The following is a 25,534-nucleotide window of genomic DNA, read 5'->3' on the forward strand; positions in this document are numbered from 1 at the left end:
CCGGGCCGGACTACTCCGGCCGCTTGAGGCGGGTGATGAACTTGTAGCGGTCGCCGCGGTAGATGGAGCGCACCCACTCGACCGGGTCGCCCTCCGGGTCGAAGGAGTGCCGGGAGAGCTGGAGCATCGGCAGGCCGAGGTCGGAGCCGAGCAGGCCGGCCTCGCGGGGGTCGGCGAGGGTGGTCTCGATGGTCTCCTCGGCCTCGGCCACGGTCACCCCGTAGACCTCGCGCAGGGCGGTGTAGAGCGAGTTGTGCTTGGCCAGGTTGCGGCGCAGGGCGGGGAAGCGCTTGGCGGACAGGTGGGCCACCTCGATGGCCATCGGGTCGCCGTTGGCCAGCCGCAGGCGCTCGATCCGCAGCACCCGGCCGCCGGGCTTGATGTCCAGCAGCGGGGCCAGCCGCTCGTCGGCGGAGATGTAGCCGATCTCGATCAGCCGGGAGGTGGGCTCCAGGCCCTGGGCGCGCATGTCCTCGGTGTAGGAGGTGAGCTGCAGGGCCTGGGCGACCTTGGGCTTGGCGACGAAGGTGCCCTTGCCCTGGATGCGCTCCAGCCGGCCCTCGACGACCAGCTCCTGCAGGGCCTGCCGGACGGTGGTGCGGGAGGTGTCGAACTGCGCGGCCAGTGCCCGTTCGGGAGGAACCGGGGTGCCGGCGGGCTGGGTCTCGGTGAGCTGCAGCAGGTGGCGCTTGAGGCCGTAGTACTTCGGTACCCGGGCGGTCGGGTCCGCGCCGCTCTGAGGGGCGGGATTCTTCACCAGGGGGTCGTTGACCTGGGCCGTGCTGCCCCCGTCGCTGCTCATCGGACCTGTCTCCCGCTTCTCGCAGAGCTCTCGCGAAGCCCCGCCGCATCATTAACGGCTCACATCGTTGCATGTATGGCTACGGAACGAATACCTCATCACGCGATGAACGATGTGCGGTGTCGGCTTGATAACGGGTGGTCCGGATCGGTCGAACAGCCGTTGACAGGCCCATTGGTCTAGGCCAAGCTCCAGGCATCTGGTCTACACCACTAGGCCAGTCACTATGAATCCCCCCACCCGTTCGCTGGAGTCCGCGGCACCATTCCTCCCACTTCGTGTGGGTATGCCGCTGCCACCCGACGGGGGTAACCAGGCATCCCTCAGGAGGATGGCGTGAAGCGTCAGCTCATCGCGGCGGTCGGCGTCGCGGCCATGGTTGTTGGTCTCGCGGCCTGTGGCTCGGACGCCAAGAAGGAGGGCGGCGACTCGGGCAGCTCGACCGCGGCCTCCTCGGGCAAGAAGGACTACAACGGCAAGACGCTCAAGGTCTGGCTCATGACCGGCTCGGCCCCCAAGGGCTGGACCGACTCCGTCAAGGCCGAGTTCGAGTCGACCTACCCCGGGTCGAAGCTCGACTTCCAGGAGCAGGTGTGGGACGGCATCGGCCAGAAGATCACCGCCGCGCTCTCCGAGGGCTCGGTCGACGTGGTCGAGGTCGGTAACACCCAGACCGCGGGCTACGCGGCCTCGGGCGGCCTGCTCGACATCACCAAGGACAAGGCGTACCTGGGGGGCAGCGACTGGGCCGCCAACCAGAACGAGGCCGCCGTCCTCGACGGCAAGCAGTACGCCGCCCCGTGGTGGGTCTCCAACCGCGTGGTCGCCTACAACAAGGACCTGTGGGCCGCGGCCGGCCTGAAGGACGCGCCGAAGACCCTCGAGGAGTTCTACGGCAACCTGGAGAAGCTCAAGGGCACCGCCGGCGTCGACGACGCGATCTACATGCCGGGCCAGGAGTGGTACGTCTACTTCGGTCTGCTCACCAGCGAGGGTGGCAAGATCGCGAAGAAGGAAGGCGACAAGTGGGTCGGCGGCCTGTCCTCGCCCGAGGCGAAGAAGGCCTTCGAGACCTACCAGAAGCTGCAGAGCTACTCGAAGGCCCCGAAGGACAAGGACGAGGCGACCCCGCAGCAGAAGGACGTCTTCGCCAAGGGCAACGTCGGCACCATGATCGGCCTCGGCTGGGAGCTGCCGAAGGAGGAGGAGCTGTCGGCCAGCAAGATCGGCTTCTTCCCGCTCCCGGGCAAGACCGCTGACAAGGCGTCCGGTGTGTTCCTCGGTGGCTCGAACCTGGCCATCGCCCAGAACAGCAAGAACACCGACATGGCCAAGGACTTCCTGAAGGTCGCCCTCAACGACAAGAACGAGGGTCTGGTCGCGGCCGCCGGCAACATCCCGAACAAGGAGTCGCTGAGCGGCCAGGTCGCCGGTGACTTCGCGAAGGCGGCGGTGCCGGCCTCGAAGCAGGGTGCCATCACCCCGAACACCCCGAACTGGGCCAGCGTCGAGGACAAGCCGAACCCGATCAAGGAGTTCCTGACCGCGGCCCTGCAGGGCGGCGACTACGCGGCCACCGCGAAGAAGTACGACGACGAGATCGCGAAGCGGCTCAACCAGAAGCAGTAAGCAATCGAGCGGCGTCGCTCACCGGCTCCCGGCGGGGGGCCGGTGGGCGGCGCCTGTCCGTCGTGGTCGGGTTATGAGGAAGTGAGAACGATGGCTGTGCATTCCGAGCGGGTGCACACACAGTCTCCGGATTCAGGGAAGGCTGCTGTGGCCAGTATCGAGACGAGCGCCGTTGGTGGCGGCGCCAACGGCACCCCGAAGAAGAGTGCCAGATCGGCGGACGGCCGGAGCTTCGGCGCCAAGGCCGCCCCCTACCTGCTGCTGCTGCCGGCCACCGTGGCGACGCTGGCCCTGCTGGGCTGGCCGCTCCTGAAGACGGTCCTGCTGTCGTTCCAGAACCTCAACAGGCGCCAGCTCGTGATGCACCTGACCGAGTGGAACGGCTTCGACAACTACAAGGAGCAGCTGACCGACCCGGACTTCTGGGCGGTCACCGGTCGCACGGTCGCCTTCACCCTGGTGAACGTCGTGCTGATCATGGCCGGCGGCACCCTGGTCGGCCTGCTGCTCAACCGCCTCGGCAAGTGGATGCGCCTGGTGCTCTCGGTCGGGCTGCTGATGGCCTGGGCCATGCCGGTGGTCGCCGCGACCACCGTCTACACCTGGCTGTTCGACCAGCAGTGGGGCGTCGTCAACTGGTTCCTCGACAAGTTCGGTTGGCACTCGATGGCCGACTACAACTGGATGAGCGACCAGTACTCGACCTACTTCGTGATCATCCTGCTGATCGTCTGGCAGTCGATCCCGTTCGTCGCGTTCAACATGTACGCGGGCCTGACCACGATCCCGAAGGAGCTGTACGAGGCCGCCCGGATGGACGGCGCCGGCGCCTTCAAGATCTTCGGCTCGGTGGTCTTCCCCAGCCTGAAGCCCTTCTTCCTGGCGACCACCTTCCTCGAGGTCATCTGGGTGTTCAAGGCCTTCACCCAGGTCTACGCGATCAACGCCGGCGGGCCCGAGAACCTGACCCGGAACCTGCCCGTGCACGCCTTCCTGGAGGGCTCCTCGGGCCAGCACTACGGCGTCGGCTCCGCGATCGCCGTGCTCACCATCCTGATGCTGGTCGCCCTGATGGCGTACTACTTCCGCATCATGCTCAAGCAGGAGGACGAGCTGTGAGGCGCTCGCTCATCGGACGCAGCTGGCCGAACGTCATCGCGGTCGTCCTCTTCGTCTTCTTCATCTTCCCCGTCTACTGGATGGTCGCGACGTCCTTCAAGAAGGACGGCGACATCATCAGCAAGACGCCGGTCTTCATCCCGTTCCACGGGACGCTCGACCACTACGTCACCGCGGTCAACGCCAAGAACTTCTGGACGTACGTCGCCAACAGCTTCACCGTCACCGTCGGCGCCGTGCTGGCCTCGCTGGTGATCGCGACGCTCGCCTCCTTCGCCATCGCCCGGATGCGCTTCCGCGGCCGCAAGGCCTTCGTCCTGGTCGTGATGGCCGCGCAGATGGCGCCGTGGGAGGTCATGACCATCGCGGTCTACATGATCTCGCGCGACAACGAGCTGCTGAACAGCCTGGTGCCGCTGACCCTCTTCTACATGATGATGGTGCTGCCCTTCACGATCTGGACGCTGCGCAGCTTCATCGCCGCGGTGCCCAAGGAGCTGGAGGAGTCGGCCATGGTGGACGGCTGCACCCGCACCCAGGCCTTCGTGAAGGTGATCTTCCCGCTGCTGGCCCCCGGTCTGATGTCGACCTCGCTGTTCGGCTTCATCACGGCGTGGAACGAGTTCCCGCTCGTCCTGATCCTCAACAAGGAGCAGGGTCAGACCCTCCCGCTGTGGCTGTCCTCCTTCAAGACGGCCTTCGGCAACGACTGGGGTGCCACCATGGCGGCGTCCACGATGTTCGCCATCCCGGTGCTGGTCCTGTTCGTCTTCCTGCAGCGCAAGGCGGTCGGTGGCCTCACCGACGGCGCCGTGAAGGGCTGATCCCCCGTGAGCATCCTCGTCCCCACCCTCCCGGCCTCCGACCAGCTCCATCGCGACGCGCTGACCGTCCTGCAGCCCGGCTTCGTCGGCACCGAGCCGCCGGAGTGGCTGCGCCGCCACCTGGCGGCCGGCCTCGGCTCGGTCGCCCTGTTCGACCGCAACGTGGCCGACCTCGGCCAGCTGTCCGCGCTCACCTCCGCGCTGCGGGCCGAGAACCCCGACCTGCTGATCGCCATCGACGAGGAGTCCGGTGACGTCACCCGGCTGGAGGCGGGCTCCGGCTCGTCCTGGCCGGGCAACCTCGCCCTGGGCGCCATCGACGACCCCGCGCTGACCCGCGACGTCGCCCGTGAGCTGGGCCGCGCGCTGGCCGCCGCCGGCGTCAACTACAACTGGGCGCCGACCGCGGACGTCAACTCCAACCCGCGCAACCCGGTCATCGGCGTGCGCTCCTTCGGCGCCGACCCGGAGCTGTGCGCCCGGCACACCGCCGCCTGGGTGGAGGGCCTGCAGTCGGCCGGCGTCGCGGCCTGCTCCAAGCACTTCCCGGGCCACGGCGACACCGCCGTCGACTCGCACATCGGCCTGCCGGTGATCGACGTCGACCTGGACGTGCTGAGCTCGCGCGACCTGGTGCCCTTCCGGGCCGCGATCGCCGCCGGGACCAAGGCCGTGATGACGGCCCACATCATGGTCCCGGCGCTCGACCCCAAGCTGCCCGCCACGCTCAGCCCCGCCGTGCTGCGCGACCTGCTGCGCGCGGCCCCCGAGCAGGGCGGCCTCGGCTACCAGGGCCTGATCGTCAGCGACGCGATCGAGATGGGCGCCATCGCCGACACCTTCGGCATGGGCGAGGGCACCGTGCTTGCCCTGGCGGCCGGCGCGGACGCGATCTGCGTGGGCGGCGGCCTGGCCGACGAGGACACCGTGCTGATGCTGCGCGACGCCATCGTGGCGGGCGTGCGGTCCGGCCGGCTCCCGGAGGAGCGGCTCGCCGACGCGGCCGCCCGGGTGCGCTCGCTCGGCAGCTGGGCCCGGATCGCGGCCCAGGGCGAGCGGCCGGAGGCGGACCTCGCGGTCGGCCTGCGGGCGGCCCGCCGGGCGCTGCGGGTGGTCCGCGCGCCGGGCCGGGAGGTCCTGCCGGTGACCGAGCGCCCGTTCGTGGCCTCGTTCTCCGCCGAGCCGAACATCGCCGTCGGCGACGTCACCCCGTGGGGCGTGGCCGGCATGCTGGCCGACCGCTTCCCGGGCACCCGCACCCGCGCCATCGGCCCGGAGATCGCCGAGGCCGCGGTGCTGGACGCCGTGGTGTCCGAGGTGCTGGCCGGGGCCGCCGACCGCCGCCTGGTGCTGGCGGTCCGCGACGCCCACCGCCACGAGTGGATGTCGGCCGGGCTGAACCGGCTGCTGGCGGCCCGTCCGGACGCCGCGGTGGTCGAGATGGGCCTGCCGCAGTCCGAGCCGGTCGGCGCGCTGTACATCGCCACCCACGGCGCGGCCCGGGTCTGTGGGCTGGCCGCCGTCGAGGTGCTCACCGGCCAGTCGGGGGCGATCGGCTGAGTCCGCGTCGGACCGTGACACCGGGTGCCGAGGGCACCTGCCGGAACGGGCCCGCCATGCGCATGTCGCATGGTGGGCCCGTTCCGTTTTCGGTCGTTCGACACCCCGTGACCTGCGACTTCGCGATCTGACGATGTTCCCTCAAATCACCCTTAAGGCAGCCTTAAGTTCTACCTAGGGTGACCGTCGCGCGACTGATCGCCACGCGGTACAACAGGTCTGCAACGGCCTTGACCGCCAGGCCATTTGGCGTTGACACCAACAGTGGTCTAGGCCAGAGTCCAGTCCATCCGGTTCGAATTTCAATTGGGCCGGATGTGGTATTGGCCCATCCCTAAGCTCTTCGCCGCCCTCCCCGGACACCGTCCCGTCGGGCGCCGGCGCGCCGCCGGCGGGCACCAGCACTAAAACACCCTCGGAGGATGGCGTGAGAAAGCGTCGGTTCATGGCGACGGTCGGCATCATGGCGCTGGCCGCCGGACTGACGGCGTGTTCCTCGGGCGGCTCGGCGTCGGGCGGCGACAAGACCGCCTCGGCGGACCCGCAGGCCGCGACCGGCACCGTCACGGTCTGGCTGATGGACGACGCCCAGAAGAACTGGCCCGACCTCGTCCAGCGGGTCAACGACGACTTCGCCGCCAAGTACCCGAACGTGACCCTCAAGCTCGCCTACCAGGGCTGGGCCGACAAGGTGGCCAAGCTCGACAAGGCGATCGCCGACGGCGCCGCCCCGGACGTGGTCGAGCTCGGCAACACCGAGACCATGAAGTACGTGCTCTCCGGCGCGCTGGCGCCGGTGGAGCGCACCACCTTCGACAACTCCGACACCTGGATCAAGGCGCTCGCCAACACCTGCACCTACCAGGACAAGCTCTGGTGCGTGCCCTACTACGCGGGCGCCCGGGTCGCGATCTACAACTCGGCGGCCTTCCAGCAGGCCACCGGCAGTGCCGACTTCCCGAAGACCGAGGACGAGCTGCGTGCGGCGCTCGACAGGATCGCGGACCGGAACAAGGCCGACCGGACCTTCTCCCCGCTCTACCTGCCCGGCCAGTACTGGTACGCGGCGATGAGCTACGTGTCCGCGTACGGCGGGAGCATCGCCCGCTTCGACAGCGCCGGCAGCTGGCACGGCACCCTGAGCGACCCCAAGTCCCAGCAGGGCATCAACCACTTCGTCGACCTGGTGCGCAAGTACAACAAGGGCGACCAGTCGCTCAACGAGCAGAACCAGTACGAGGCGATGGCCCGCGGCCACGCGGCGTCCTTCTACGGCAACGGCTACGAGGCGTCCAGCGTCGTCGCGCCGGTCACCGGTGACCCGAGCCTCAAGGACGCGGTCAAGGTCGCCACCATGCCCGGCCCGGGCGGCAAGCCGCTGCCGACCTTCATCGGCGGCTCGGCCCTCGCCGTCACGGCCAAGTCGCCCACGGCGGCCCTGGCCACCGACTGGGTCCGGATGTTCACCAGCGCCAAGTCCGAGCAGGCGCTGGCCGACAAGGACATCCTGCCCAACAACCTCACCCAGCTGAACCCGCTGAAGAACAAGCCGAGCACCGCCGCCGCGGCCAACGCGGTGCCGGACGCCTGGTTCACCCCGCTGGCCCCCGGCTGGGGCCTGGTGGAGAAGCAGAAGATCCTGCCCGACATGCTGACCGCCATCCTCAAGGGCAAGCCGGTGGACCAGGCCACCAAGGAGGCGGACGCCGCCATCGACCAGCTCATCAACAAGGCGGGCTGAGCCGCCGCCGCCCCGGACGCCGGAGCCCCTCCCCGCACCGCCGGGAGGGGCTCCGCGCACGCCGGACCGCCGCGACCTGCCGTGACCGCCTCCTCGGATGTGCTCCGGGCGGGCGGCCCCCGTAGGATTGCGGCAGCATTCATCGCAGCGAGTGTGCGGACTCGCCGCCGTAGAGGTCCCCGCCGGGCATTCCCGTCCGGTCGGGGTGGAACCATCTCATCGGAGGCACACCCACGATGTCCGACACGCAGACCGTCCCTGGCCGGATCATGGCGGCGGAGATGGCCGAGCAGCCGGCCGTCCTGCAGCGCATCCTTGACGAGGGCGCCCCCAAGATCTTCGAGATCGCGTCCCGGATCACCGCCCGCAAGCCGCGGTTCGTCCTCCTGACCGCGCGCGGTACCTCGGACAACGCTGCGCTGTACGCCAAGTACCTGATCGAGATCCTGCTGGGCAAGCCGGCCGGCCTGACCTCGATGTCCACCACCACCGCCTACGGTGCCAAGCCGGACCTGACCGACGTGCTGGTGATCACCGTCAGCCAGTCGGGCGGCTCGCCGGACCTCGTCGCCTCCACCAAGGCGGCCCGCGAGGCCGGTGCCATCACCCTGGCGGTCACCAACAACGCCGGCTCGCCGCTGGCCGAGGTCTCCGAGTTCCACATCGACGTGCTGGCCGGGCCGGAGAAGGCGCTGCCCGCCACCAAGACCTACACCGCCGAGCTGCTCGCGCTGTACCTGCTCATCGAGGGCCTGCGCGGTGGCGACGGCACGGCCGCCAAGGCCCTGCCCGAGCTGGCCGCCGGCATCCTGGCCCGCCAGGACGAGGTCAAGGCGCTGGCCGAGCGCTACCGCTTCGCCCAGCGCCTGGTCATCACCTCGCGCGGCTACGGCTACCCGACCGCCCGCGAGGCGGCGCTGAAGCTGATGGAGACCACCTACATCCCGGCCTCCCCGTTCTCCGGCGCCGACCTGCTGCACGGCCCGCTGGCCATGGTCGACAACGTCTCCCCGGTCATCGCGATCGTCCCGGACGGCAAGGGCGGCGAGGCCCTGCAGCCGGTCCTGGACCGCCTGCGCGGCCGTGGCGCCGACCTGGTCGTGGTCGGCCAGCAGCCGCAGGTCGAGGCCGCCTCGGCGGGCTTCGCGCTGCCGGCCGGCGTGCCCGAGGAGGTGCAGCCGATCCTGGAGATCCTGCCGCTGCAGCTGCTGGCCTACGAGGTCACCATCGCCCGCGGCCAGGACCCGGACGCCCCGCGCGCGCTCGCCAAGGTCACCGAGACCCACTGACGCGGGTCCGCCGAAAAGCCCGAGCCCCCGTCCACAGCCTGTGGACGGGGGCTCGGGCTTTTCCGGCCCCTCGGCGGGGCGCGGGAAGCAGTCCGGAAAACACTACGGGCCACGGCGCCGACACGGGACCCTCAACCCATGCGGCACCGCAGCCCGGAGCTGTCGTCGGTCGCCGGTGACGATCGAGAACTGTGCGGGGTCCTCGTTCGGCGGCGTCCGACCGAGGAGGGGACTCACGCGGTCAGGGCAGTTGCGCGGGTGCCTCTCCTTGGTGCCCTTTCATTGTGGACTAGACCAATCTGGCTTGTCCAGGCCTCTCCGAAAATTGGTCTGGACAACCTGGGGGAGAGCCCAGCGGCGCAGGTCGCCGGGGTGCGCGGGGCCCGGCCGCGCCCCCCCTGGGGCTACGCTCGCCCTGTGCCCTCGCTGAACGAACTCGTCCGCCGCCACACCACCCTGACCGGTGCCGATGTGGAGTGGCTGCACATGCTGGTCTCGGAGTGGCAGCTGCTCTCCGACCTGTCCTTCGCCGACCTCGTGCTCTGGATCCCCACCTGGGACGGCATCCGGTACGTCTCGGTGGCCCAGATGCGCCCCAACACCGGCCCCACCTCCTACCAGGACGACATGGTCGGCCACCTCGTCCCGCGCGGCCGGCGCCCGCTGCTGGACGCCGCCTACGACGAGGGGCGGATCGTGCGCGAGGGCGACCCGGAGTGGCGCGAGGAGGTGCCGGTCCGGGTCGAGTCCATCCCGGTGCGGCGCGAGGGCAAGGTGCTCGGCGTGATCGCCCGCAACACCAACCTGCTGACCGTGCGCACCCCCAGCCGGCTGGAACTCACCTACCTGCAGAGCGCCTCCGACCTCGCCCAGATGATCGCCGCCGGCACCTTCCCCTACCCCGGCGTCGAGCAGGCCGACATGGACGCCGCGCCGCGGGTCGGCGACGGCCTCATCCGCCTGGACGCCGACGGCATCGTCACCTACGCCAGTCCCAACGCGCTCTCCGCCTACCACCGGCTCGGCCTCACCACCGACCTGGTCGGCAGCCACCTCGGCCGGGCCACCGCCGACCTCGCCCCGCCCTCCCGGGCCGCCGTGCACGAGGCCCTGGTGAAGCTGGCCAGCGGCTGGGCCCCCCGGCAGACCGAGATCGAGGCCCAGGGCGGCGTGGTCACCCTGCGGGCCATCCCGCTCAAGCCCAAGGGCACCCTGACCGGGTCCCTGGTGCTCTGCCGCGACGTCACCGAGCTGCGCCGGCGCGACCGCGAGCTGATGACCAAGGACGCCACCATCCGGGAGATCCACCACCGGGTGAAGAACAACCTGCAGACCGTCGCCGCGCTGCTGCGCCTGCAGTCCCGCCGGATGGAGTCGGAATCCGGCCGCGCCGCCCTGGACGAGGCGGTGCGCCGGGTCGGCTCGATCGCGATCGTGCACGAGACGCTCTCCCAGGCGCTGGACGAGCAGGTGGCCTTCGACGAGATCGCCGACCGGGTGCTGGCCATGGTGATGGAGCTGTCCCAGGACGGCCGGGTGGCGACCCGGCGCAGCGGCAGCTTCGGGATCCTGTCGGCCGAGGTGGCCACCCCGCTGGCGATGGTGCTGACCGAGCTGCTGCAGAACGCGCTGGAGCACGCCTTCGGCCCGACCGCCTCCGGCAACCTGGAGGTGAGCGCGCTGCGCGGACGGGCGCCGGCCACCGGCATGGGCTGGTCGGACAGCTGGACCGGTGGGGCCCGGCCGGAGGAGTACCTGCTGATCACGGTGCAGGACGACGGCAAGGGCATGCCGGAGGGCTTCGACCCGCAGCAGGCGGGCAACCTCGGGCTGCAGATCGTGCGGACCCTGGCCACCGGGGAGCTCGGCGGCACCTTCGACATGGTGGCCGGCCCGAACGGCGGCACCAAGGTGGTCCTGGAGATCCCGGTGCGCTGAGGTGCGCAGGGGGCGCGCGTCCGGTACGGGCGCCGGTCGCGTGCTCCTTCATCTCCGCCGCACGGGGGGAGAATCCGGCCGGGAAACAGAAACGAGGCCCTGTCGACCGGGGGGGGGTGGGTCGACAGGGCCTCTCAACCCGTTCCGGCCGTCGGGGGGAGTCGGCCGGAACGGGGGCTCTGGGTGGTGCGACACCAACCGGTGCGTTGCACACGGTGAGCGCCACAGCTCCACAATATTGCTCTAAGTGAACAGTATCAAGTGGCTGGGCGGGCCGGTGTCGCGGGACCTCGTCGAGCAAGGCCCTTTGTACGGAAGGCTTCACCAGGAGGTGCAGGGGAAGCCTGTGATCATGTGTTGATCGGTGCTGTGGTTACTGCTGGTACTACGGCGTGTGATCAGGCGGTGCGGGCGCGGTTGCGGGCGGCACGGCGCTTCATGGCGCGGCGCTCGTCCTCGCTCATGCCGCCCCAGACGCCGGCGTCCTGGCCGGTCTCGAGGGCCCACTGGAGGCACTGCTCCATGACCGGACAGCGGCGGCACACGGCCTTGGCTTCCTCGATCTGCAGCAGAGCAGGACCGGTGTTCCCGATCGGGAAGAACAGCTCCGGGTCCTCTTCGCGGCAGACAGCGCGGTGGCGCCAGTCCATGGTCGTCCAACTCCTCCTGCCGGCGGGGGTTGCCCGGTCGGCACATCGATGGTCCTTGTGAATGTGAACGCTTTCACGAATCCCGCAACAGCAAAAGAGACCAAAGGCCCATCGGGCCCGGGAGGTCTGTGCTGGGGGGGATTCGCGCGATTCGAGGGACACCCCGCGGTCGGCCCCCCAGGTTTCGAGGGTTGCCGTCGCTGCGATGTGTCCCGATCGCCATGTAGAGGTTCGCAAACCTCGGGCCCGGATACAACCCCCTTCAGGGAGGAATTTTGGATTCTTCGGTGTCGCCTAGCTCACAGCCGGTACTTCTATGGAGTGAAGGGGGCTTGTGCGTTCGAGAAGAAGGAGGAATGGCCCTTCTAGTCACACAATCACACGCAGTGCCCGCCGTACGCCTGTGAAACTGACGCGACTCCTGGATCCAAGGTGGTCCCCGTCGACCTGGAACGGGACCGGTTCCTCCGAAACCAAGGTGAAGTGGCGGACGTCGTGATAGGAGACGACGTGCTTGCCGGAAGGGCCGGACCCGGCGCCGCCGTCGCTCGAAGGGCCGTGCGACCGCAGGATCTGACGGACCGTTCGAGCAGTGCCGAACGCGGTCATCCGGGTGATGCCGAAGACGTCGAGATCCGAGTCGAAGGAGGCGCGCGGGGAGGGATAGACGGGGCGGTTGCCCAGGAACGTCCACGGCGAGGTGTTGCTGACTATCGCCAGCACCAGGCCGGGCACCGGCTCACGGCCCGCCATCGTCAGCGAGACCGGGCCCGACCTGCGCTGTTCACGCTGGGTGACGAAGTGGCGCAGCGCCTGGGTGACGTAGAGCGCGTGCGTGGACCTGCGCCCCGCCCGGCGCTGCTCCTCGACCCGGCCGACCACTCCGGCGTCGAAGCCCAGACCGGCGGTGAAGGTGAACCAGCGGTCCGGCAGTCCCTCGGTCATCGCCTTGCCGAGCCCGATCCCGCGCTCGCGCCGGTGCTCCAGCGCGTCCAGCAGCGCGCCGGTCGCCTCCACCGGGTCGTTCGGCAGGCCCAGCGCGCGGGCGAACACATTGGTCGAGCCGCCGGGGACCACGGCCAGCCGCGGGACCTTGTCGCCCGGGCCGTGCGAGAGCAGCCCGTTGACCACCTCGTTGACGGTGCCGTCCCCGCCCAGCGCCACCACCAGGTCGACCGTGCCGTCCTCCGCCGCCTCCCGGGCCAGGTCGCGCGCGTGGCCGCGGTACTCGGTCTGCGCCACCTCCAGCTTGAGGTCGCTGCGCAGGGCGTGGATCAGGACGTCCCTGGTGCGACCGCTGGTGGTGGTCGCTTTCGGATTGACGACCAGGAGAGCGCGCATGGGCCCAGCCTACGGGGCGGTACGGACCAACCGGCGGCTACCCTGCTGGAGTGACCGCAGAATCCTCCGCACCCGTACCCGCGTCCGGCGCCGACCGGCCGGCCGCCCTCACCCTGGGCGCCGCCATCACCGCCGTGGAGGGCGCCGCGCTGGCCGTCGTCGGCGTCTGGGACATGGTCGCCGCGCTGTCCGGCCAGTCCAAGCAGCTCGCCCTGAACGAGTTCGGCGGGCTGGTGATCGTCCTGCTCGGCGTGGCGCCGCTGCTGGCCGCCCGGGCGCTGCTCAGGACCCGCCGCTGGGGCCGCAGCCCCGCGGTGCTGACCAACTCGATCTGCCTGCCGGTGGCCTACTACATGTGGCAGAGCGGCGGGGCGATGGTCGCGGTCGGCGTGGGCATCGGCCTGCTCGGCCTGGTCGGCATCGGCGCGCTGCTCAGCCCGAAGGCGACGGCGGCCCTCTACGCTCCGCACGAGGCCTGAGCGCGGCGGACCGCCGCCTGCCACCGCATCCGTACGACCCGACGGCCGCCACTGAGCGGCCGTCAGTCGTCTGCGGGCTCCTACTCCTCGACCAGGAGCTTCTCCCGCAGCTGCGCCAGGGTCCGGGCGAGCAGCCGGGAGACGTGCATCTGCGAGATGCCCACCTCGGCGGCGATCTGCGACTGCGTCATGTTCCGGAAGAACCGCAGCACCAGGATCTTCTGCTCGCGGGGCGGCAGTTGGGCCAGCAGCGGCTTGAGCGACTCGCGGTACTCGACGCCCTCCAGCGCCTCGTCGGTGGCACCCAGGGTGTCCGCGACGGCCGGCGACTCGTCGTCGCTGTCCGGCACGTCCAGCGACAGCGTGGAGTACGCGTTGGCGGACTCCAGGCCCTCCAGGACGTCCTCCTCGGAGATCCCCAGGTGCTCGGCCAGCTCGTGCACCGTGGGGGAGCGGCCGTGCCGCTGGGAGAGCTCGCTGGTCGCCGTGGTCAGCGACAGCCGCAGCTCCTGGAGCCGGCGCGGCACCCGGACCGCCCAGCCCTTGTCCCGGAAGTGCCGCTTGATCTCGCCGACGATGGTCGGCGTCGCGTAGGTGGAGAACTCCACCCCGCGCTCGTGGTCGAACCGGTCCACCGACTTGATCAGCCCGATGGTGGCGACCTGGGTCAGGTCGTCCAGCGGCTCGCCCCGGTTGCGGAACCGCCGGGCCAGGTGCTCGACCAGCGGGATGTGCATCCGCACCAGCTGGTTGCGCAGCTCGACGCGCTCCGGGGAGCCCTCGGGCAGCGCGGAGAGCCGGACGAACAGGGCCCGGGCCGCCTCGCGGTCCGGCGCGCCGGTGCGCTGCGGGCCCTGGGAGGGCACCGCCGCGCGCAGGGTCCGTGCCGCCTCGGCGGTGTTCTCGGTGGCGTCGTCGGCGCCCTCGGCGTCCGGCTCGGTGTCCAGGCCGTCGCCGTCCGGCCCGTCGTGCGGGCGGCCGGTGTCCGGGAGGTCCGCGGCCGGAGGCACGGGCGGGGGCGACTGATCGGGCGACGGCTGCGGCGTCGGCTCGGTCGGCTGGCTCATCCGGTGGGCGTCCTTCGGGTGCGCTTCGTCGTTGGCGGCGAGGCCGGGAACGCTCGCCTGGGTCGGTACGGCAGGGCCCGCCGTCGCGAGGCCGGTACGGTCCAGATCACTCACGGCCATTCCCCCGTTCCGTTCCGGGAGCACCGGGACCGCCGGCCCCGGTTCGTCTCGTTGGTCGTACCGCCGGGTGGGGGCGGTACCGGGAGCCGTCCGTCCGGCCCGGTGGTGCCGGGCGGACGGCCCTTGTTCGGTGCTGCTGCCGCGCTGCCGCGGCGGACCTAGTGGGCGGTGCTGCCGCCGCGCTTCTTGTGCAGGCTGATCGACACGGTCTTGTCCTCGGCGACCGCCGATTCGACCTCGCCGGCGAGCGCGGAGAGCACCGTCCAGGCGAAGGTGTCCCGCTCGGGCGCCCGCCCGTCGGTGGTGGGTGCCGAGACGATCACCTTCAGGGAGTCGCCGACCAGTCGGAACTCGCAGGAGAGGACCGAGCCGGGGACGGCCTGCTGGAGGAGGATGGCGCAGGCCTCGTCGACCGCGATGCGCAGGTCCTCGATCTCGTCCAGCGTGAAGTCCAGCCGGGCCGCGAGGCCGGCCGTGGCCGTCCGCAGGACCGAGAGGTAGGCCCCGGCCGCGGGCAGCCGGACCTCCACGAAGTCCTGCACTCCGGGCTCGCCGTCGATCTGGGACACCCTCACCTCCTGGGTGACGCGCTGTGCTTCCGGGCCGGTGGCCGCGGCACTGTCTGTTGCTTGGCTCAACTGCTTCGCCCCAACTGTCCAGAGGGGTGGTGCGGTACGTTCCGGTCATACCCCTCAGGGGGCGGCCGGACGCCGCCGTCCGCCCGAGACGTTACCGCGTTCCTGCCCCGGTGCGGGAGTCACTCATGGTAAGGCATCGCGACACAGGGTGGCAGTGGTTCGAACGCCGTCCCCGTACGCCTCCGGCGCACGCCGTCCGCGCGCCGGTCTCAGCGGGTGCCGGCGGCGGTGAGCGCGTCCCCGGTCAGGCGGTAGACGGTCCAGCCGTCCATCGGCACGGCGCCGAGCGACTTGTAGAAGTTGATCGAGGGGGTGTTCCAGTCCAGCACCGACCACTCCATCCGGGAGTAGCCGCGCTCGACGGCGATCCGGGCCAGCTCCAGCAGCAGCGCCTTGCCGTGGCCGCCGCCGCGGGAGGCCGGGCGGACGTAGAGGTCCTCCAGGTAGACCCCGTGGGTGCCGCGCCAGGTCGAGTAGTTGAGGAACCAGAGCGCGAAGCCGACCGGCTCGCCGGTGGTGTCGTCCTCGGCGATCAGGCCGAACAGCGCGGGGTCGGTGCCGAACAGCGCGCCGTGCAGCTGCTCCTCGGTGGCGACCGCCTCGTGGGCGGCCTTCTCGTACTCCGCGAGCTCGCGGATCATGGCGTGGATGACGGGGACGTCGGAGGGGAGGGCGGTGCGGATCATGCTCCGAGCCTACTGGGCGGGTTCGTTCTCGTCCCAGACCTGGACGGAGGTCTGGTCGGTGATCCGGCCGTCGCGCAGCTCGGCGGTGGAGCTGACCAGCACCCGGACCCCGTCCGGGTAGCGGCAGGACTCCAGGAAGGCGAGGCGGTCCTCCTGGACCACCACCTGTTCCAGGGTGTGGCTCGTCTCACGGGCGTAGAGGTCGTCCAGCATCGCGCCGATCTCGTCCCGCCCGTGCATCACCAGCGGGTGGCTGGGCTGGGTCTTGCGGTCGACCACGCGCAGTTCGGCGTCGTCCGCGTAGAGCGCCAGCAGGGCTCCGGCGTCGGCGCGTTCGATGCCCTCGCGAAGGGCCCGGACGTCGAAGGCGGACGGTGCGGCCATGGTGGTCATGTTCTCGCTCCTCCGGTCGGTTCCGTCGGCTCGTACTGTTGAGCGTACGCCCGTCGGAACCGGCCGGAGGCGGGCCGGACGGCGGCGGTGCGGACGGCCCCGGCTCAGCGGGCCGGGACGGTCCGCAGGTACTCCGCCAGGGCGGTGATCGCGGCCGGGTTGCGCGGGCTCTCGACCAGGTCGACGTAGTCGAGCACGAAGATCCGGTCGTTGCGGACCGCCGGGACGCCGGCCAGCGGCGGGAAGGACTTCAGGAACTTCCGCTTGGCCTCGGCGTCCGGGGTGCCGTAGTTGCTGATCACGATCACCTCGGGGGCGCGCTGGACCACGCTCTCCCAGCCCACCGTGATCCAGGAGTCGGCGACGTCGTCCATCACGTTGCGGCCGCCGGCCCTGGCGATGATCTCCTGCGGGGCGGCGAACCGGCCCGAGGTGTACGGCTTGTCCTCGCCGCTGTCGTACAGGAAGACGTCGGGGCGGTGCGCGGGCTCGGGGACGGCGGCGATCCGCGCCTTGAAGTCGGCGACCAGCCGGTCGGCCCGGTCCCGGACGTCGAAGATCTCGCCCAGGTTGACGAGGTCGGTGTACAGCGCGTCGAGCGGGCCCATCACCCCGCGCTCGGTGCCCTTGCCGCTGCGGCAGGACTCGGTGAGCACGTAGGAGCCGATGCCCAGGCCGGACAGCGTCTGCGGGGTGAAGCCCTTCCCCTCGTCGAAGCCGTAGTGCCAGCCGGCGAAGACCAGGTCGGCCCTGGCCTCCAGGACGGTCTCCTTGGTGATCTGGTCCTTGGAGAGCCACTCGGCCCGCTGGTAGGCGTCCTTCCAGGCGACCTTGTCCACCTGGCCCTTGTCGTCCGGCATCACGTAGCCGGCCATCCGGTCCTCCAGGCCGAGCGCGAACATCAGCTCGGTGATGCCGACGTCGTTGGTCACCGTGCGGGCCGGCTTCTCCTTGAAGGTGAGCTCGGTGCCGCAGTTGCTGACGGTCACCGGGTAGTGGGCGGAGGCGGTGGCGCCGTCGCCGCTCGGGGCGATCTCGGCGCCGCAGCCGGTGAGCACGAGGGCGAGCAGGGCGGCGGAGGCAACGGCCTTGGTGCGCATGGGGTTCCTCGGTAGGGCGGGTCGGGGGAGGGCGGGGAGCGGTCAGGGCAGGCGGTCGAGGAGCAGCTGGACGGCGCCGGTGACCGGGTGCCGCACGGGCGTCGCGCGGACTTTGAACACCTCGGCCAGCAGGCCGGGTTCGAGCACCTCGGCGGGCGGCCCGGAGGCGACGATCCGGCCGTCCACGACCACGTACAGCAGGTCGCAGTGCCCGGCGGCCAGATTGAGGTCGTGCAGCGCGGTGAGCACCGTCGGCCCGGCCTCCCGGACCAGCGCCAGCACCTCCAGCTGGTGGGCGATGTCCAGGTGGTTGGTGGGCTCGTCGAGGACCAGCACCCGGGGCTCCTGGACCAGCGCGCGGGCGATCAGCACCCGCTGCTTCTCGCCGCCGGACAGGCTCAGGAAGCCCCGGGCGGCCAGGTGGGCGGCGCCGACCCGGCGCAGCGCCCCGGCGCAGCGGTCCCCGTCGTCGCCGGACGGCCCGGCCAGGGCGCCGCGCCGGTGCGGCAGCCGGCCCATGCCGACCACCTCGGCCACGGTGAAGTCGAACTCGGCGGAGTGCTCCTGCGGCAGCGCCGCCACCCGCCGGGCGGCCTCGCGCGGGGCCAGCGCGTGCAGGTCGTCCCCGCCCAGCAGGACGGCGCCGGCGGCGGGCCGCAGCGCCCGGTAGACACAGCGCAGCAGGGTGGACTTGCCGCTGCCGTTGGGGCCGATCAGGCCGACCACCTGGCCGGCGGCGGCGGTCAGCGTGACGTCGTGGACCAGCCGGACGCCGGCCAGCTCGACCGAGACCCGCTCGACGGCGAGGTCCAGGGCGGCGGGGCCGGTGGCGGCGCCGGCGGCGGAGGTGGCGGTGCTCATCGGCCACCGCCGAAGGAGTAGCCGCGGCGGCGCATCAGCAGCAGGAAGCACGGCACCCCGACGGCCGCGGTGACCACGCCGACCGGCAGCTCGGCGGGCGCCAGCAGGGTGCGGGAGACGATGTCCACCCAGACCAGCAGCAGCGCCCCGGCGAGCGGGGCGATCAGCAGCACCCGGCGGTGGCCGGCGCCGACCAGCATCCGCGTCAGGTGCGGGATCATCAGTCCGACGAAGCCGATCGCCCCGCTGACCGCGACCACGGTGCCGGTGACGGCCGCGGTGACCACGAACAGCTCGCGGCGCAGCCGGTCCGGGTCCACGCCGAGCGAGGCGGCCGTCTCGTCGCCCATCGCCAGCGCGTCCAACCGCCCGGCGGCGCAGGCCAGATAGGCCAGCCCGGCCAGCACGGTGACGGCGGCGATCGGCACCGAGCCCCAGGTGGCGCCGCCGAGGCTGCCGAGCAGCCACATCATGGCGGAGCGGGCGGCCTCGCCGCGGGCGGCGGCGAAGACCATCAGCGCCGTCACCGCGGAGAAGCCGTAGGACATCGCGGTGCCGGTGAGCACCAGCCGCAGCGGGGTGAGCCCGTGGGCGCTACGGGCCGTCAGGTAGACCAGCACCATGGCGAGCAGGGCGGCGGCGAAGGCGGAGACGGAGATCGCCCAGACGCCGAGCGAGGCGAAGGCGCCCAGCATCAGCACGGCGTTGGCGCCGACCGAGGCACCGGAGGAGATGCCGAGCACGAACGGGTCGGCGAGCGCGTTGCGGACCATCGCCTGGACGGCGACCCCGGTGGCGGCGAGTCCGGCGCCGACCACGGCGGCCAGCACGGCGCGCGGCAGCCGGATCTCCCAGACGATCGCGTAGGCGGCGGCCTCGTCGGCCTCCAGCCGCCCGCCCGTCAGCCCGGCCCGCAGCAGCCGCAGGACCTGGCCCCAGCCGAGTCCGGAGGAGCCCACGGCGACCGCGCAGACCAGCGAGAGCAGCAGTGCCACGGCGAGGGCGGCGGCCAGCGGGACCGCGGGTGTTCGGCGCGGGCCCGGTGGGGCGGCGGCGGTGGCCGGTGCGGTCGCGGTGCTGCTCACGTGGTGCGCCTTGCGTCCGGCCGCGGACGGCGCGGGGCGGCGCGCCCGGGCGCGGGTGTGCCGGGGCGCCATCCCCTCGCAGTCCACGGCGAGTTGTCGGGAGGTCGGCGTCCTCGGGCGATCGGGCTCACGGGCACGGGGCACCGTTTACCGTTGCGGGTCAGCGCCGGATTCGCACCGGCTTCCCCCTCTGGACGCCCTGGCAGCATAACAAGCGCTCAGGGCAGGCAACCCTTACCGGCGCAGTGAGGCCGTTCACAACGCGCGACCGCCCCCGTCCGGGGTGCGGACGGGGGCGGTCGGAGACGGAGCGGGCGGGATCAGCCCTGCTTGGTCTCCCAGAAGATCTTGTCGACCTCGGCGATGAGGTCGAGCAGCGCCTGGCCGGTGGCCGGGTCGGTGGACGCCTTGGCGGCCGAGGCGGCCTTCAGGGTGTCGTTGATCAGCTGGTGCAGCTGCGGGTACTTCTCGAAGTGCGGGGCCTTGAAGTAGTCGCTCCACAGCACCGAGATGTGGTGCTTGACGGTCTCGGCGCGCTGCTCCTTGATGATGATGGCGCGGGCGCGGAAGTGCGGGTCCTCGTTGGCCTGGTACTTCTCCTGGGTGGCCTTGACGGACTCGGCCTCGATGCGGGCCTGGGCCGGGTCGTAGACGCCGCAGGGCAGGTCGCAGTGGGCGTGGGCGGTGGCGCGCGGTGCAAACAGACGAGAGAGCATGGGGAGTCCTTCCTTAGATCGTCTTCCCGGGCCCGAGATTACCCTTCGGCCCCTGTGGTTTCTCGGTCGGGCGGCGGGCCTAGGGCAAAAGACGGAGCCGGAACCGGGTGAATCCGGACATCGGCGGGTGACGGTCCGTGCGGCAGACTGGTGTGCGACAGCGGGACTCGGCGGGACGCCGGCCGGGAGGAGGAGTCGTGGCACGGAGCGCGGAACCGGAGGACGGACCCCCGGCGGGCGGCGCGCCGTTCGGGCTGATCGACGTGGCGGGGGACTCGATGGTGCCGACCCTGCGTGACGGTGATCAGCTGCTGGTGCGGTACGGCGCACGGATCCGGCCCGGCGCGGTGGTGGTCTTCCGCCACCCGTTCCAGCAGAACCTGCTGGTGGTCAAGCGGGCCGACGGCCGGCGGCCCAAGGGCTGGTGGCTGCTCTCCGACAACCGGCCGGTGGACAGCGACAGCCGCAGCTACGGCGCGGTGCCGGACGAACTGGTGCTCGGCCGGGTGCTGTTGCGGCTGCGCCCGCGCCCGGCCTGGCTGGCCCCCGGCCGCCGGCTGGAGCGGCTGCTGCTCTCCGGCCCGCTGGCCCGGATCCCCGGGCTGGCCCGCCGCCTCGGCGTCTGGGTCCGCCCGGAGGAACTGCCCGGCTCCTAGGACGCGTCCGCGGCCGCCGCGGCGGCCTCCAGGCGTTTGCGGGCGCGGTAGGCGGCGACGTTGGCGCGGGTCGCGCAGCGGTCCGAGCAGTACCGGCGGGACCGGTTGGTGGAGGTGTCCAGGTAGGCGTTGCGGCAGGGCGCGGCCTGGCAGATGCCGAGCCGGTCGGCGCCCAGCTCGGTCAGGTGGACGGCCAGGCCCATGCAGGCGACGGCGCTGAAGTGGGCGGTGGCGGTGGGGGAGTTGTCGGCGAGGTGCAGGTGCCAGCGGGGCCGGCCGGCCTCGTCCAGGTGGTCGTGCCCGGAGACCAGCGGGCTGACCGGGAACTCCATCAGCAGGCTGTTCAGCAGGTCGACGCTGCGGATCTCCTCGCCGTCGGCGGCGGCCTCGAAGACCCCGCGCAGCCGGGTGCGGACGGCCCGCAGCCGGGGCAGGTCGGACTCGTCGGCGAGGTCGCGGGCCCGGGCGGCGTCGGAGAACAGCCCGCGCACCGCGTCCACCGAGGTCAGCGAGTCGGTGCCGCGCTCGGGCTCCTCGGTGTTCACCAGCCGGACGGCCAGATCGGCGTACGAGGCGAGCTCCACGGTGGTCCTTCCAGAGGTTGGTAACGGGCTGATCGCCTCCAGCCTATTACCCGAAGGGGGAAAGCGGGAAAGCGGCGGCGCCCGGCGGGACCTGCCTGCCGGGCGCCGCGGGGGCGGTGCGCTCAGAGCACCTTGGAGAGGAAGGCGCGGGTGCGCTCGTGCTTCGGGTCGGTGAGCACCTCGCGGGGGTTGCCGGACTCGACGACCACGCCGCCGTCCATGAAGACCAGCGCGTCGCCGACCTCGCGGGCGAAGCCCATCTCATGGGTGACCACGATCATGGTCATCCCCTCGTCGGCGAGCCCGCGCATGACGTCGAGCACCTCGCCGACCAGCTCGGGGTCGAGCGCCGAGGTCGGCTCGTCGAAGAGCATCAGCTTGGGCTTCATGGCGAGCGCCCGCGCTATGGCCACCCGCTGCTGCTGGCCGCCGGAGAGCTGGGACGGGTAGTTCCCGGCCTTGGCGGCCAGGCCGACCCGCTCCAGCAGGGCCATGGCGTTCTCCCTGGCCGCGGCCTTGGACTCGCGCTTGACCTGGACCGGCGCCTCCATGACGTTCTCCACCGCGGTCATGTGCGGGAAGAGGTTGAAGCGCTGGAACACCATGCCGATGTCCCGCCGCTTGAGCGCGACCTCGCGGTCCTTGAGCTCGTAGAGCTTGTCGCCGCGCTGCCGGTAGCCGACCAGCTCGCCGTCCACCCAGAGGCGGCCGCCGTTGATCTTCTCCAGGTGGTTGATGCAGCGCAGGAAGGTCGACTTGCCGGAGCCGGACGGGCCGACCAGGCAGAACACCTCGTTCTGCCGGACCTCCAGGTCGATGCCCTTGAGCACCTCGACCTGGCCGTAGGACTTGTGGACGCCCTCGGCCTTCACCATGGGGGTGCCGGCGGCGGCGTCGGCGGGGGTCTTGGTCAGGTCGGTCATACGTGGCCGCCTCCCTCGAGTCCGGGGACCACGTCGTTCTTGGCCTTCGGGGCGGGCCGGCCGCCGAACAGCAGCCGCAGCCGCTGGAGCGGCGTGGGTGGCAGGGTCCGGTTCGCACCACGAGCGTAGTGCCGCTCGATGTAGTACTGCCCCACCGTGAGGATCGAGGTCATGATCAGGTAGTAGATGCTGACCGCGACCAGCACCGGGATGGTCTGGAAGGTCCGCGAGTAGATGTCGTGGCCGGCGGTGAACAGCTCGGACAGCGAGATGACCTGGACCAGCGAGGTGGTCTTCAGCATCGAGATGGTCTCGTTGCCGGTCGGCGGGATGATGACCCGCATCGCCTGCGGGAGCACGATCCGGCGCAGCGCCGCCGCGCGGCTCATGCCCAGCGCGTGGGCGGCCTCGGTCTGGCCCTCGTCCACCGACTGGATGCCGCCGCGGACGATCTCCGCCATGTACGCCGCCTCGTTGAGGCCGAGGCCGAGCAGGGCGGCGGTGAAGGTGGGGATCAGGGTGTTGGTCGACTCGGACCAGAACTCCGGCCCGAACGGGATGCCGAGCGAGAGCCTCGGCCACAGGGCGCCCAGGAAGTTCCAGAACACCAGCTGCACCAGGACGGGGGTGCCGCGGAAGATCCAGATGTAGAACCAGGCCGTCCCCGACAGCAGCGGGTTCGGCGAGAGCCGCATGATCGCGAGGAGCACGCCGCCGGCCACGCCCATCAGCATGGACAGGACGGTCAGCTCCAGGGTCACGCCGATGCCGTGCAGGATCTGCTCGTTCTGCAGCGTGTCCGTGACGACGTCCCACTGGAACGCGGGGTTGAAGATCAGGGCGTGGAGCAGCATCGCCGCGAGAACGGCGATGACGGCGGCTCCGGCCCAGCGTCCGGGGTGGCGCACCGGGACGGCCTTGATGGTCTCAGGCCGTCCCGATTTCACCGCCCCCTGCTCGGAAGAATTCACCTTGGGGCCTCAGGGGGTGTGGTGGTGCGCGGATCAGCTCTTGGCGGCGTTGATCTCGGACTTGGTGATCGCGCCGGCCTCGACGCCCCACTTGGCCAGGATCTGCCGGTAGGTGCCGTCGGCGATCAGCGACTGGACGGCGCCCTGGACGGCCGGGGTGAGCGGCGAGCCCTTGTCGACGACGACGCCGTAGGGCGCACTGTCGTAGGTGTCGCCGATCTTCTCCAGCTGGCCGTTGGTCTGCTTGACCGCGTAGTCGACGACCGGGGAGTCGGCCATCATCACCTGGTCGCGGCCGGAGACCAGCGCGGTGGTCACGTCGGTCTGCAGGGTGAACTTGTTGCCGTCGTCCGGGATGGTCGGCTTGCCCGCCTTGCTGCACTCCGGGTTGCGGACGTCGGTGATCTCCTGGGCCTGGGTGGTGCCGGTCTGGACGGCGACCTTCTTGCCGCAGAGGTCCTTCGGGTCGATCTTGTCCGGGTTGCCCTTCTTGACCGCGACGGCGCTGCCGGCGGTGAAGTAGCTGACCATGTCGACGGTCTGCTCGCGCTCCTTGGTGTCGGTGAAGGAGCTCATGCCGAGCTGGTACTTCTTCGCGGTGATGCCCGGGATGATCGAGGTGAAGTCGGCGTTCTGCACGTCGGCGGCCAGGCCGAGCTTCTTGGCGATCGCGTCGGCCAGGTCGACGTCGAGGCCGATGATGTTGCCCTTGTCGTCCTTGAACTCGTTGGGCGCGTAGGAGGCGTCGGCGGCGACGACGAGCTTGCCCGAGCTCTTGACGTCGGCCGGGACCAGCGGGGCGAGTGCCGGGTCGGCGGTCACCGCGGCGATGCTGGCGCTCGGATTGGCGCCCGCGGCACCGCCGTTGGAGGAGGACTTGCTGCTGCCGCAGGCGGTCAGCACGAGCGACGCGGACGCGAGCACCGCCGCGGTGGCGAGGAGACGGGTGCGCTGGGTGCGGACGATCATGGGGGATCTCCTCCTGAGGGAGAGGTCGGGCGGGGGCGCCGCGGGGGAGCGGCGTACCGGGGCAGCAAAGGCCGTACGGCGCTGTACGGGTGGGGCTGGGAGAACTGCGCAGGGTGGTTCCAGGTACTGCGTCTCCGCCACCGTCCGCCGAGGTGGGCGTCGATCGGGCCGCCTCGACCAGTGGCCTGCTCGATCCGAGATGGGGGGAATCCTGCCATCTGACGACGGTCGGGTGGCCCTGATTCAGATCAAAATCGGATAACGGGGGGCCATGCCGTCCGCTATTCGGACGAATACCGTGTCCCTGTCACTCCGTGCATACGTATGCAGATCGCCCCGTAGTCCCCCGCGCGACGGGCCGGGCCCCGCCGGTGCCCGGCCCGGTCCGCTCAGATGCCCCCGTTGACCACCGCGTTCTGGGCCGCGCCCGCGGCCACGTCCCACTTGGCGAGGATCTTGTCGTACTCGCCGCTGCGGATCAGCTGGTCGACCGCCTTCGCCAGCACGTCGCGCAGTTCGGTGTCCTCCTTGCGCAGCGCGATCCCGTACGGGTTGGACCGGGACTGCGAGCCGGCCACCACCTCCAGGCGGTTGCCGCCGTCGGTGGTCTTCGCCGCGTACGCCGCCACCGGGAAGTCGTTCAGGCCCGCGTGCGCGGTGCCGGCGGCCACCTCGGCCAGCGCCTTGGGGTCGGTGTCGAACTTGTGCACGGTGAGCGGCTTGCCGGCCCGGGTGCAGGCGGTGGTCTGGCGGGTGAGGATCTCCTCCTGGGTGGTGCCGGACTGCACCGCGACGGTCTTGCCGCAGAGGTCGTCCAGGGTGCGGATGCCCTTCGGGTTGCCCTTGGCGACCACCATCGAGGTGCCGGCGATGAAGTAGTCGACGAAGTCCACCGGCCGGCCGACCGGCTTGCCGGCCTCGTCCACGCCCTCGCGGCGCTGGCGGACGTCGCTGAGCGCGGACATCACCACGTCGAACTGCTTGGTGTGGAGATCCGGCAGGAGTTTGTCGAAGGGCGTGTCGACGTACTCGATCCGCAGGTCCAGGATCCGGCCGAGTGCCGCCGCGATGTCCGGATCCAGATCCTCCGGCTTGCCGTCGGCGCCCCGGAACTCCACCGGCGGGTAGTTGACGTCCATCCCGATCCGGAGCACCTTCGCCGACTGCTGGGCCTTCGGCAGCTTCGCCCTGATCTCCTGGACCGGGTCCTTGGCCACCGCCTCGTCCCCACCGCAGCCGCTCAGCAGCAGTGCTCCGGCGGTGGCGAGGGCGAGCGCGGCGACGGCCGGGCGGCGGGAGTGGGCACGCTGGTGCATCGGTTGCTCCTGTGGGAGGGAGGGGACGGCGCCGCGGCGTCGCGGAGGTGTACGCGAGATGGCGGAAGAACGGATCC

At 71.1% G+C, this 25,534-nt stretch carries 25 protein-coding genes and 1 riboswitch; of the genes, 9 read left to right on the top strand and 16 right to left on the bottom strand.

The genetic code is table 11. The features are described from left to right. Positions 1-10: 10 nt before the first annotated feature. A complete protein-coding gene (locus ABZW10_RS14090) occupies positions 11-802 on the bottom strand; it encodes a GntR family transcriptional regulator (RefSeq protein WP_355363903.1) in 792 nt (263 codons plus the stop codon). A gap of 336 nt (positions 803-1,138) precedes the next feature. Here ABZW10_RS14090 and ABZW10_RS14095 point away from each other — a divergent pair, with 336 nt between their 5' ends. The 7 genes from ABZW10_RS14095 to ABZW10_RS14125 all read left to right on the top strand — a co-directional run bounded on the left by ABZW10_RS14095 (position 1,139) and on the right by ABZW10_RS14125 (position 10,902). After that, positions 1,139-2,431 carry an extracellular solute-binding protein gene (locus ABZW10_RS14095; protein ID WP_355363906.1) on the top strand — a complete coding sequence of 431 codons (1,293 nt, stop codon included), beginning with the start codon at positions 1,139-1,141 and terminating at the stop codon, positions 2,429-2,431. Between the two features lie 147 nt (positions 2,432-2,578). Further along, positions 2,579-3,550, top strand: coding sequence for a sugar ABC transporter permease (locus tag ABZW10_RS14100; protein WP_355363909.1), 972 nt, complete (start codon positions 2,579-2,581; stop codon positions 3,548-3,550). Then, on the top strand, positions 3,547-4,374 hold the full coding sequence (locus ABZW10_RS14105) for a carbohydrate ABC transporter permease (RefSeq protein ID WP_355363912.1): 828 nt from the start codon (positions 3,547-3,549) through the stop codon (positions 4,372-4,374). Before ABZW10_RS14100 ends, ABZW10_RS14105 begins: the two co-directional genes overlap by 4 nt. Positions 4,375-4,380: 6 nt before the next feature. Continuing rightward, positions 4,381-5,934, top strand: a complete 1,554-nt coding sequence (locus ABZW10_RS14110; protein ID WP_355363915.1) for a glycoside hydrolase family 3 protein — start codon at positions 4,381-4,383, stop codon at positions 5,932-5,934. A gap of 427 nt (positions 5,935-6,361) precedes the next feature. Beyond that, positions 6,362-7,675: an extracellular solute-binding protein gene (locus tag ABZW10_RS14115; protein ID WP_355363918.1), complete on the top strand. Its 1,314-nt coding sequence runs from the start codon at positions 6,362-6,364 to the stop codon at positions 7,673-7,675. Between the two features lie 236 nt (positions 7,676-7,911). Then, positions 7,912-8,964: an SIS domain-containing protein gene (locus tag ABZW10_RS14120; RefSeq protein ID WP_355363921.1), complete on the top strand. Its 1,053-nt coding sequence runs from the start codon at positions 7,912-7,914 to the stop codon at positions 8,962-8,964. A 417-nt stretch (positions 8,965-9,381) separates the two neighbouring features. After that, positions 9,382-10,902, top strand: a complete 1,521-nt coding sequence (locus ABZW10_RS14125) for a PAS domain-containing sensor histidine kinase (RefSeq protein ID WP_355363924.1) — start codon at positions 9,382-9,384, stop codon at positions 10,900-10,902. Between the two features lie 398 nt (positions 10,903-11,300). Here the strand turns inward: ABZW10_RS14125 and ABZW10_RS14130 are convergent, their stop codons facing one another. Together ABZW10_RS14130 and ABZW10_RS14135 are read right to left on the bottom strand one after the other, a co-directional pair. Then, positions 11,301-11,552 carry a WhiB family transcriptional regulator gene (locus ABZW10_RS14130; RefSeq protein WP_014138019.1) on the bottom strand — a complete coding sequence of 84 codons (252 nt, stop codon included), beginning with the start codon at positions 11,550-11,552 and terminating at the stop codon, positions 11,301-11,303. A 369-nt stretch (positions 11,553-11,921) separates the two neighbouring features. Further along, on the bottom strand, positions 11,922-12,893 hold the full coding sequence (locus tag ABZW10_RS14135) for a diacylglycerol kinase family protein (protein ID WP_355363927.1): 972 nt from the start codon (positions 12,891-12,893) through the stop codon (positions 11,922-11,924). Positions 12,894-12,943: 50 nt separating this feature from the next. On the opposite strand from ABZW10_RS14135, the gene ABZW10_RS14140 reads away from it, so the two are divergent. Then, positions 12,944-13,372, top strand: coding sequence for a hypothetical protein (locus ABZW10_RS14140; RefSeq protein ID WP_355363930.1), 429 nt, complete (start codon positions 12,944-12,946; stop codon positions 13,370-13,372). A gap of 80 nt (positions 13,373-13,452) precedes the next feature. Here ABZW10_RS14140 and ABZW10_RS14145 read toward each other — a convergent pair whose 3' ends face one another. The 8 genes from ABZW10_RS14145 to sodN form a co-directional block, all read right to left on the bottom strand. Continuing rightward, on the bottom strand, positions 13,453-14,553 hold the full coding sequence (locus tag ABZW10_RS14145) for an RNA polymerase sigma factor SigF (RefSeq protein WP_355363933.1): 1,101 nt from the start codon (positions 14,551-14,553) through the stop codon (positions 13,453-13,455). 164 nt (positions 14,554-14,717) lie between these two features. Beyond that, positions 14,718-15,128, bottom strand: coding sequence for an anti-sigma regulatory factor (locus ABZW10_RS14150; RefSeq protein ID WP_355363936.1), 411 nt, complete (start codon positions 15,126-15,128; stop codon positions 14,718-14,720). 278 nt (positions 15,129-15,406) lie between these two features. Continuing rightward, on the bottom strand, positions 15,407-15,883 hold the full coding sequence (locus tag ABZW10_RS14155) for a GNAT family N-acetyltransferase (RefSeq protein WP_355363939.1): 477 nt from the start codon (positions 15,881-15,883) through the stop codon (positions 15,407-15,409). A 9-nt stretch (positions 15,884-15,892) separates the two neighbouring features. Then, positions 15,893-16,276, bottom strand: coding sequence for a nuclear transport factor 2 family protein (locus tag ABZW10_RS14160; RefSeq protein WP_355363942.1), 384 nt, complete (start codon positions 16,274-16,276; stop codon positions 15,893-15,895). Positions 16,277-16,380: 104 nt separating this feature from the next. Next, a complete protein-coding gene (locus tag ABZW10_RS14165) occupies positions 16,381-17,376 on the bottom strand; it encodes an ABC transporter substrate-binding protein (RefSeq protein WP_355363945.1) in 996 nt (331 codons plus the stop codon). A 42-nt stretch (positions 17,377-17,418) separates the two neighbouring features. After that, positions 17,419-18,189 (bottom strand): ABC transporter ATP-binding protein, encoded by a 771-nt coding sequence (locus tag ABZW10_RS14170; protein ID WP_355364044.1) that lies wholly within the window; start codon positions 18,187-18,189, stop codon positions 17,419-17,421. 44 nt (positions 18,190-18,233) lie between these two features. Further along, on the bottom strand, positions 18,234-19,250 hold the full coding sequence (locus tag ABZW10_RS14175; RefSeq protein WP_355364047.1) for an iron ABC transporter permease: 1,017 nt from the start codon (positions 19,248-19,250) through the stop codon (positions 18,234-18,236). A gap of 187 nt (positions 19,251-19,437) precedes the next feature. Then, a riboswitch (cobalamin riboswitch) is annotated at positions 19,438-19,512 on the bottom strand. A gap of 130 nt (positions 19,513-19,642) precedes the next feature. After that, positions 19,643-20,038: a superoxide dismutase, Ni gene (sodN, locus tag ABZW10_RS14180; RefSeq protein WP_355363948.1), complete on the bottom strand. Its 396-nt coding sequence runs from the start codon at positions 20,036-20,038 to the stop codon at positions 19,643-19,645. Positions 20,039-20,235: 197 nt separating this feature from the next. Between sodN and sodX the strand changes: the two genes are divergently transcribed. Beyond that, a complete protein-coding gene (sodX, locus tag ABZW10_RS14185) occupies positions 20,236-20,694 on the top strand; it encodes a nickel-type superoxide dismutase maturation protease (protein ID WP_355363951.1) in 459 nt (152 codons plus the stop codon). Here the strand turns inward: sodX and ABZW10_RS14190 are convergent. The 5 genes from ABZW10_RS14190 to ABZW10_RS14210 form a co-directional block, all read right to left on the bottom strand. Beyond that, entirely contained in the window at positions 20,691-21,278 is a 588-nt protein-coding gene (locus tag ABZW10_RS14190) for a CGNR zinc finger domain-containing protein (protein WP_355363954.1), read from the bottom strand. The genes sodX and ABZW10_RS14190 overlap by 4 nt on opposite strands. A 122-nt stretch (positions 21,279-21,400) precedes the next feature. Beyond that, positions 21,401-22,201 (bottom strand): amino acid ABC transporter ATP-binding protein, encoded by an 801-nt coding sequence (locus ABZW10_RS14195; protein WP_355363957.1) that lies wholly within the window; start codon positions 22,199-22,201, stop codon positions 21,401-21,403. Beyond that, entirely contained in the window at positions 22,198-23,148 is a 951-nt protein-coding gene (locus ABZW10_RS14200; protein WP_355363960.1) for an amino acid ABC transporter permease, read from the bottom strand. The genes ABZW10_RS14195 and ABZW10_RS14200 overlap by 4 nt, the downstream gene beginning before the upstream one ends. Before the next feature lie 57 nt (positions 23,149-23,205). Continuing rightward, complete coding sequence (locus tag ABZW10_RS14205) at positions 23,206-24,141, bottom strand: ABC transporter substrate-binding protein (RefSeq protein WP_355363963.1); 936 nt, start codon at positions 24,139-24,141, stop codon at positions 23,206-23,208. Positions 24,142-24,530: 389 nt separating this feature from the next. Continuing rightward, entirely contained in the window at positions 24,531-25,457 is a 927-nt protein-coding gene (locus ABZW10_RS14210) for an ABC transporter substrate-binding protein (RefSeq protein WP_355363966.1), read from the bottom strand. Between the last annotated feature and the right edge of the window lie 77 nt (positions 25,458-25,534).

It is taken from the genome of Kitasatospora sp. NPDC004723 (genome assembly GCF_040609255.1).
Taxonomy (GTDB): domain Bacteria; phylum Actinomycetota; class Actinomycetes; order Streptomycetales; family Streptomycetaceae; genus Kitasatospora.

Bases quoted from the DNA above. Each gene is read 5' to 3' on its own strand.
- ABZW10_RS14090 (WP_355363903.1), bottom strand. From the start codon at position 802: ATGAGCAGCGACGGGGGCAGCACGGCCCAGGTCAACGACCCCCTGGTG.
- ABZW10_RS14120 (WP_355363921.1), top strand. From the start codon at position 7,912: ATGTCCGACACGCAGACCGTCCCTGGCCGGATCATGGCGGCGGAGATG.
- ABZW10_RS14130 (WP_014138019.1), bottom strand. From the start codon at position 11,552: ATGGACTGGCGCCACCGCGCTGTCTGCCGCGAAGAGGACCCGGAGCTG.
- ABZW10_RS14135 (WP_355363927.1), bottom strand. From the start codon at position 12,893: ATGCGCGCTCTCCTGGTCGTCAATCCGAAAGCGACCACCACCAGCGGT.
- ABZW10_RS14155 (WP_355363939.1), bottom strand. From the start codon at position 15,883: ATGATCCGCACCGCCCTCCCCTCCGACGTCCCCGTCATCCACGCCATG.
- ABZW10_RS14160 (WP_355363942.1), bottom strand. From the start codon at position 16,276: ATGACCACCATGGCCGCACCGTCCGCCTTCGACGTCCGGGCCCTTCGC.
- ABZW10_RS14165 (WP_355363945.1), bottom strand. From the start codon at position 17,376: ATGCGCACCAAGGCCGTTGCCTCCGCCGCCCTGCTCGCCCTCGTGCTC.
- sodN (WP_355363948.1), bottom strand. From the start codon at position 20,038: ATGCTCTCTCGTCTGTTTGCACCGCGCGCCACCGCCCACGCCCACTGC.
- ABZW10_RS14195 (WP_355363957.1), bottom strand. From the start codon at position 22,201: ATGACCGACCTGACCAAGACCCCCGCCGACGCCGCCGCCGGCACCCCC.
- ABZW10_RS14205 (WP_355363963.1), bottom strand. From the start codon at position 24,141: ATGATCGTCCGCACCCAGCGCACCCGTCTCCTCGCCACCGCGGCGGTG.
- ABZW10_RS14210 (WP_355363966.1), bottom strand. From the start codon at position 25,457: ATGCACCAGCGTGCCCACTCCCGCCGCCCGGCCGTCGCCGCGCTCGCC.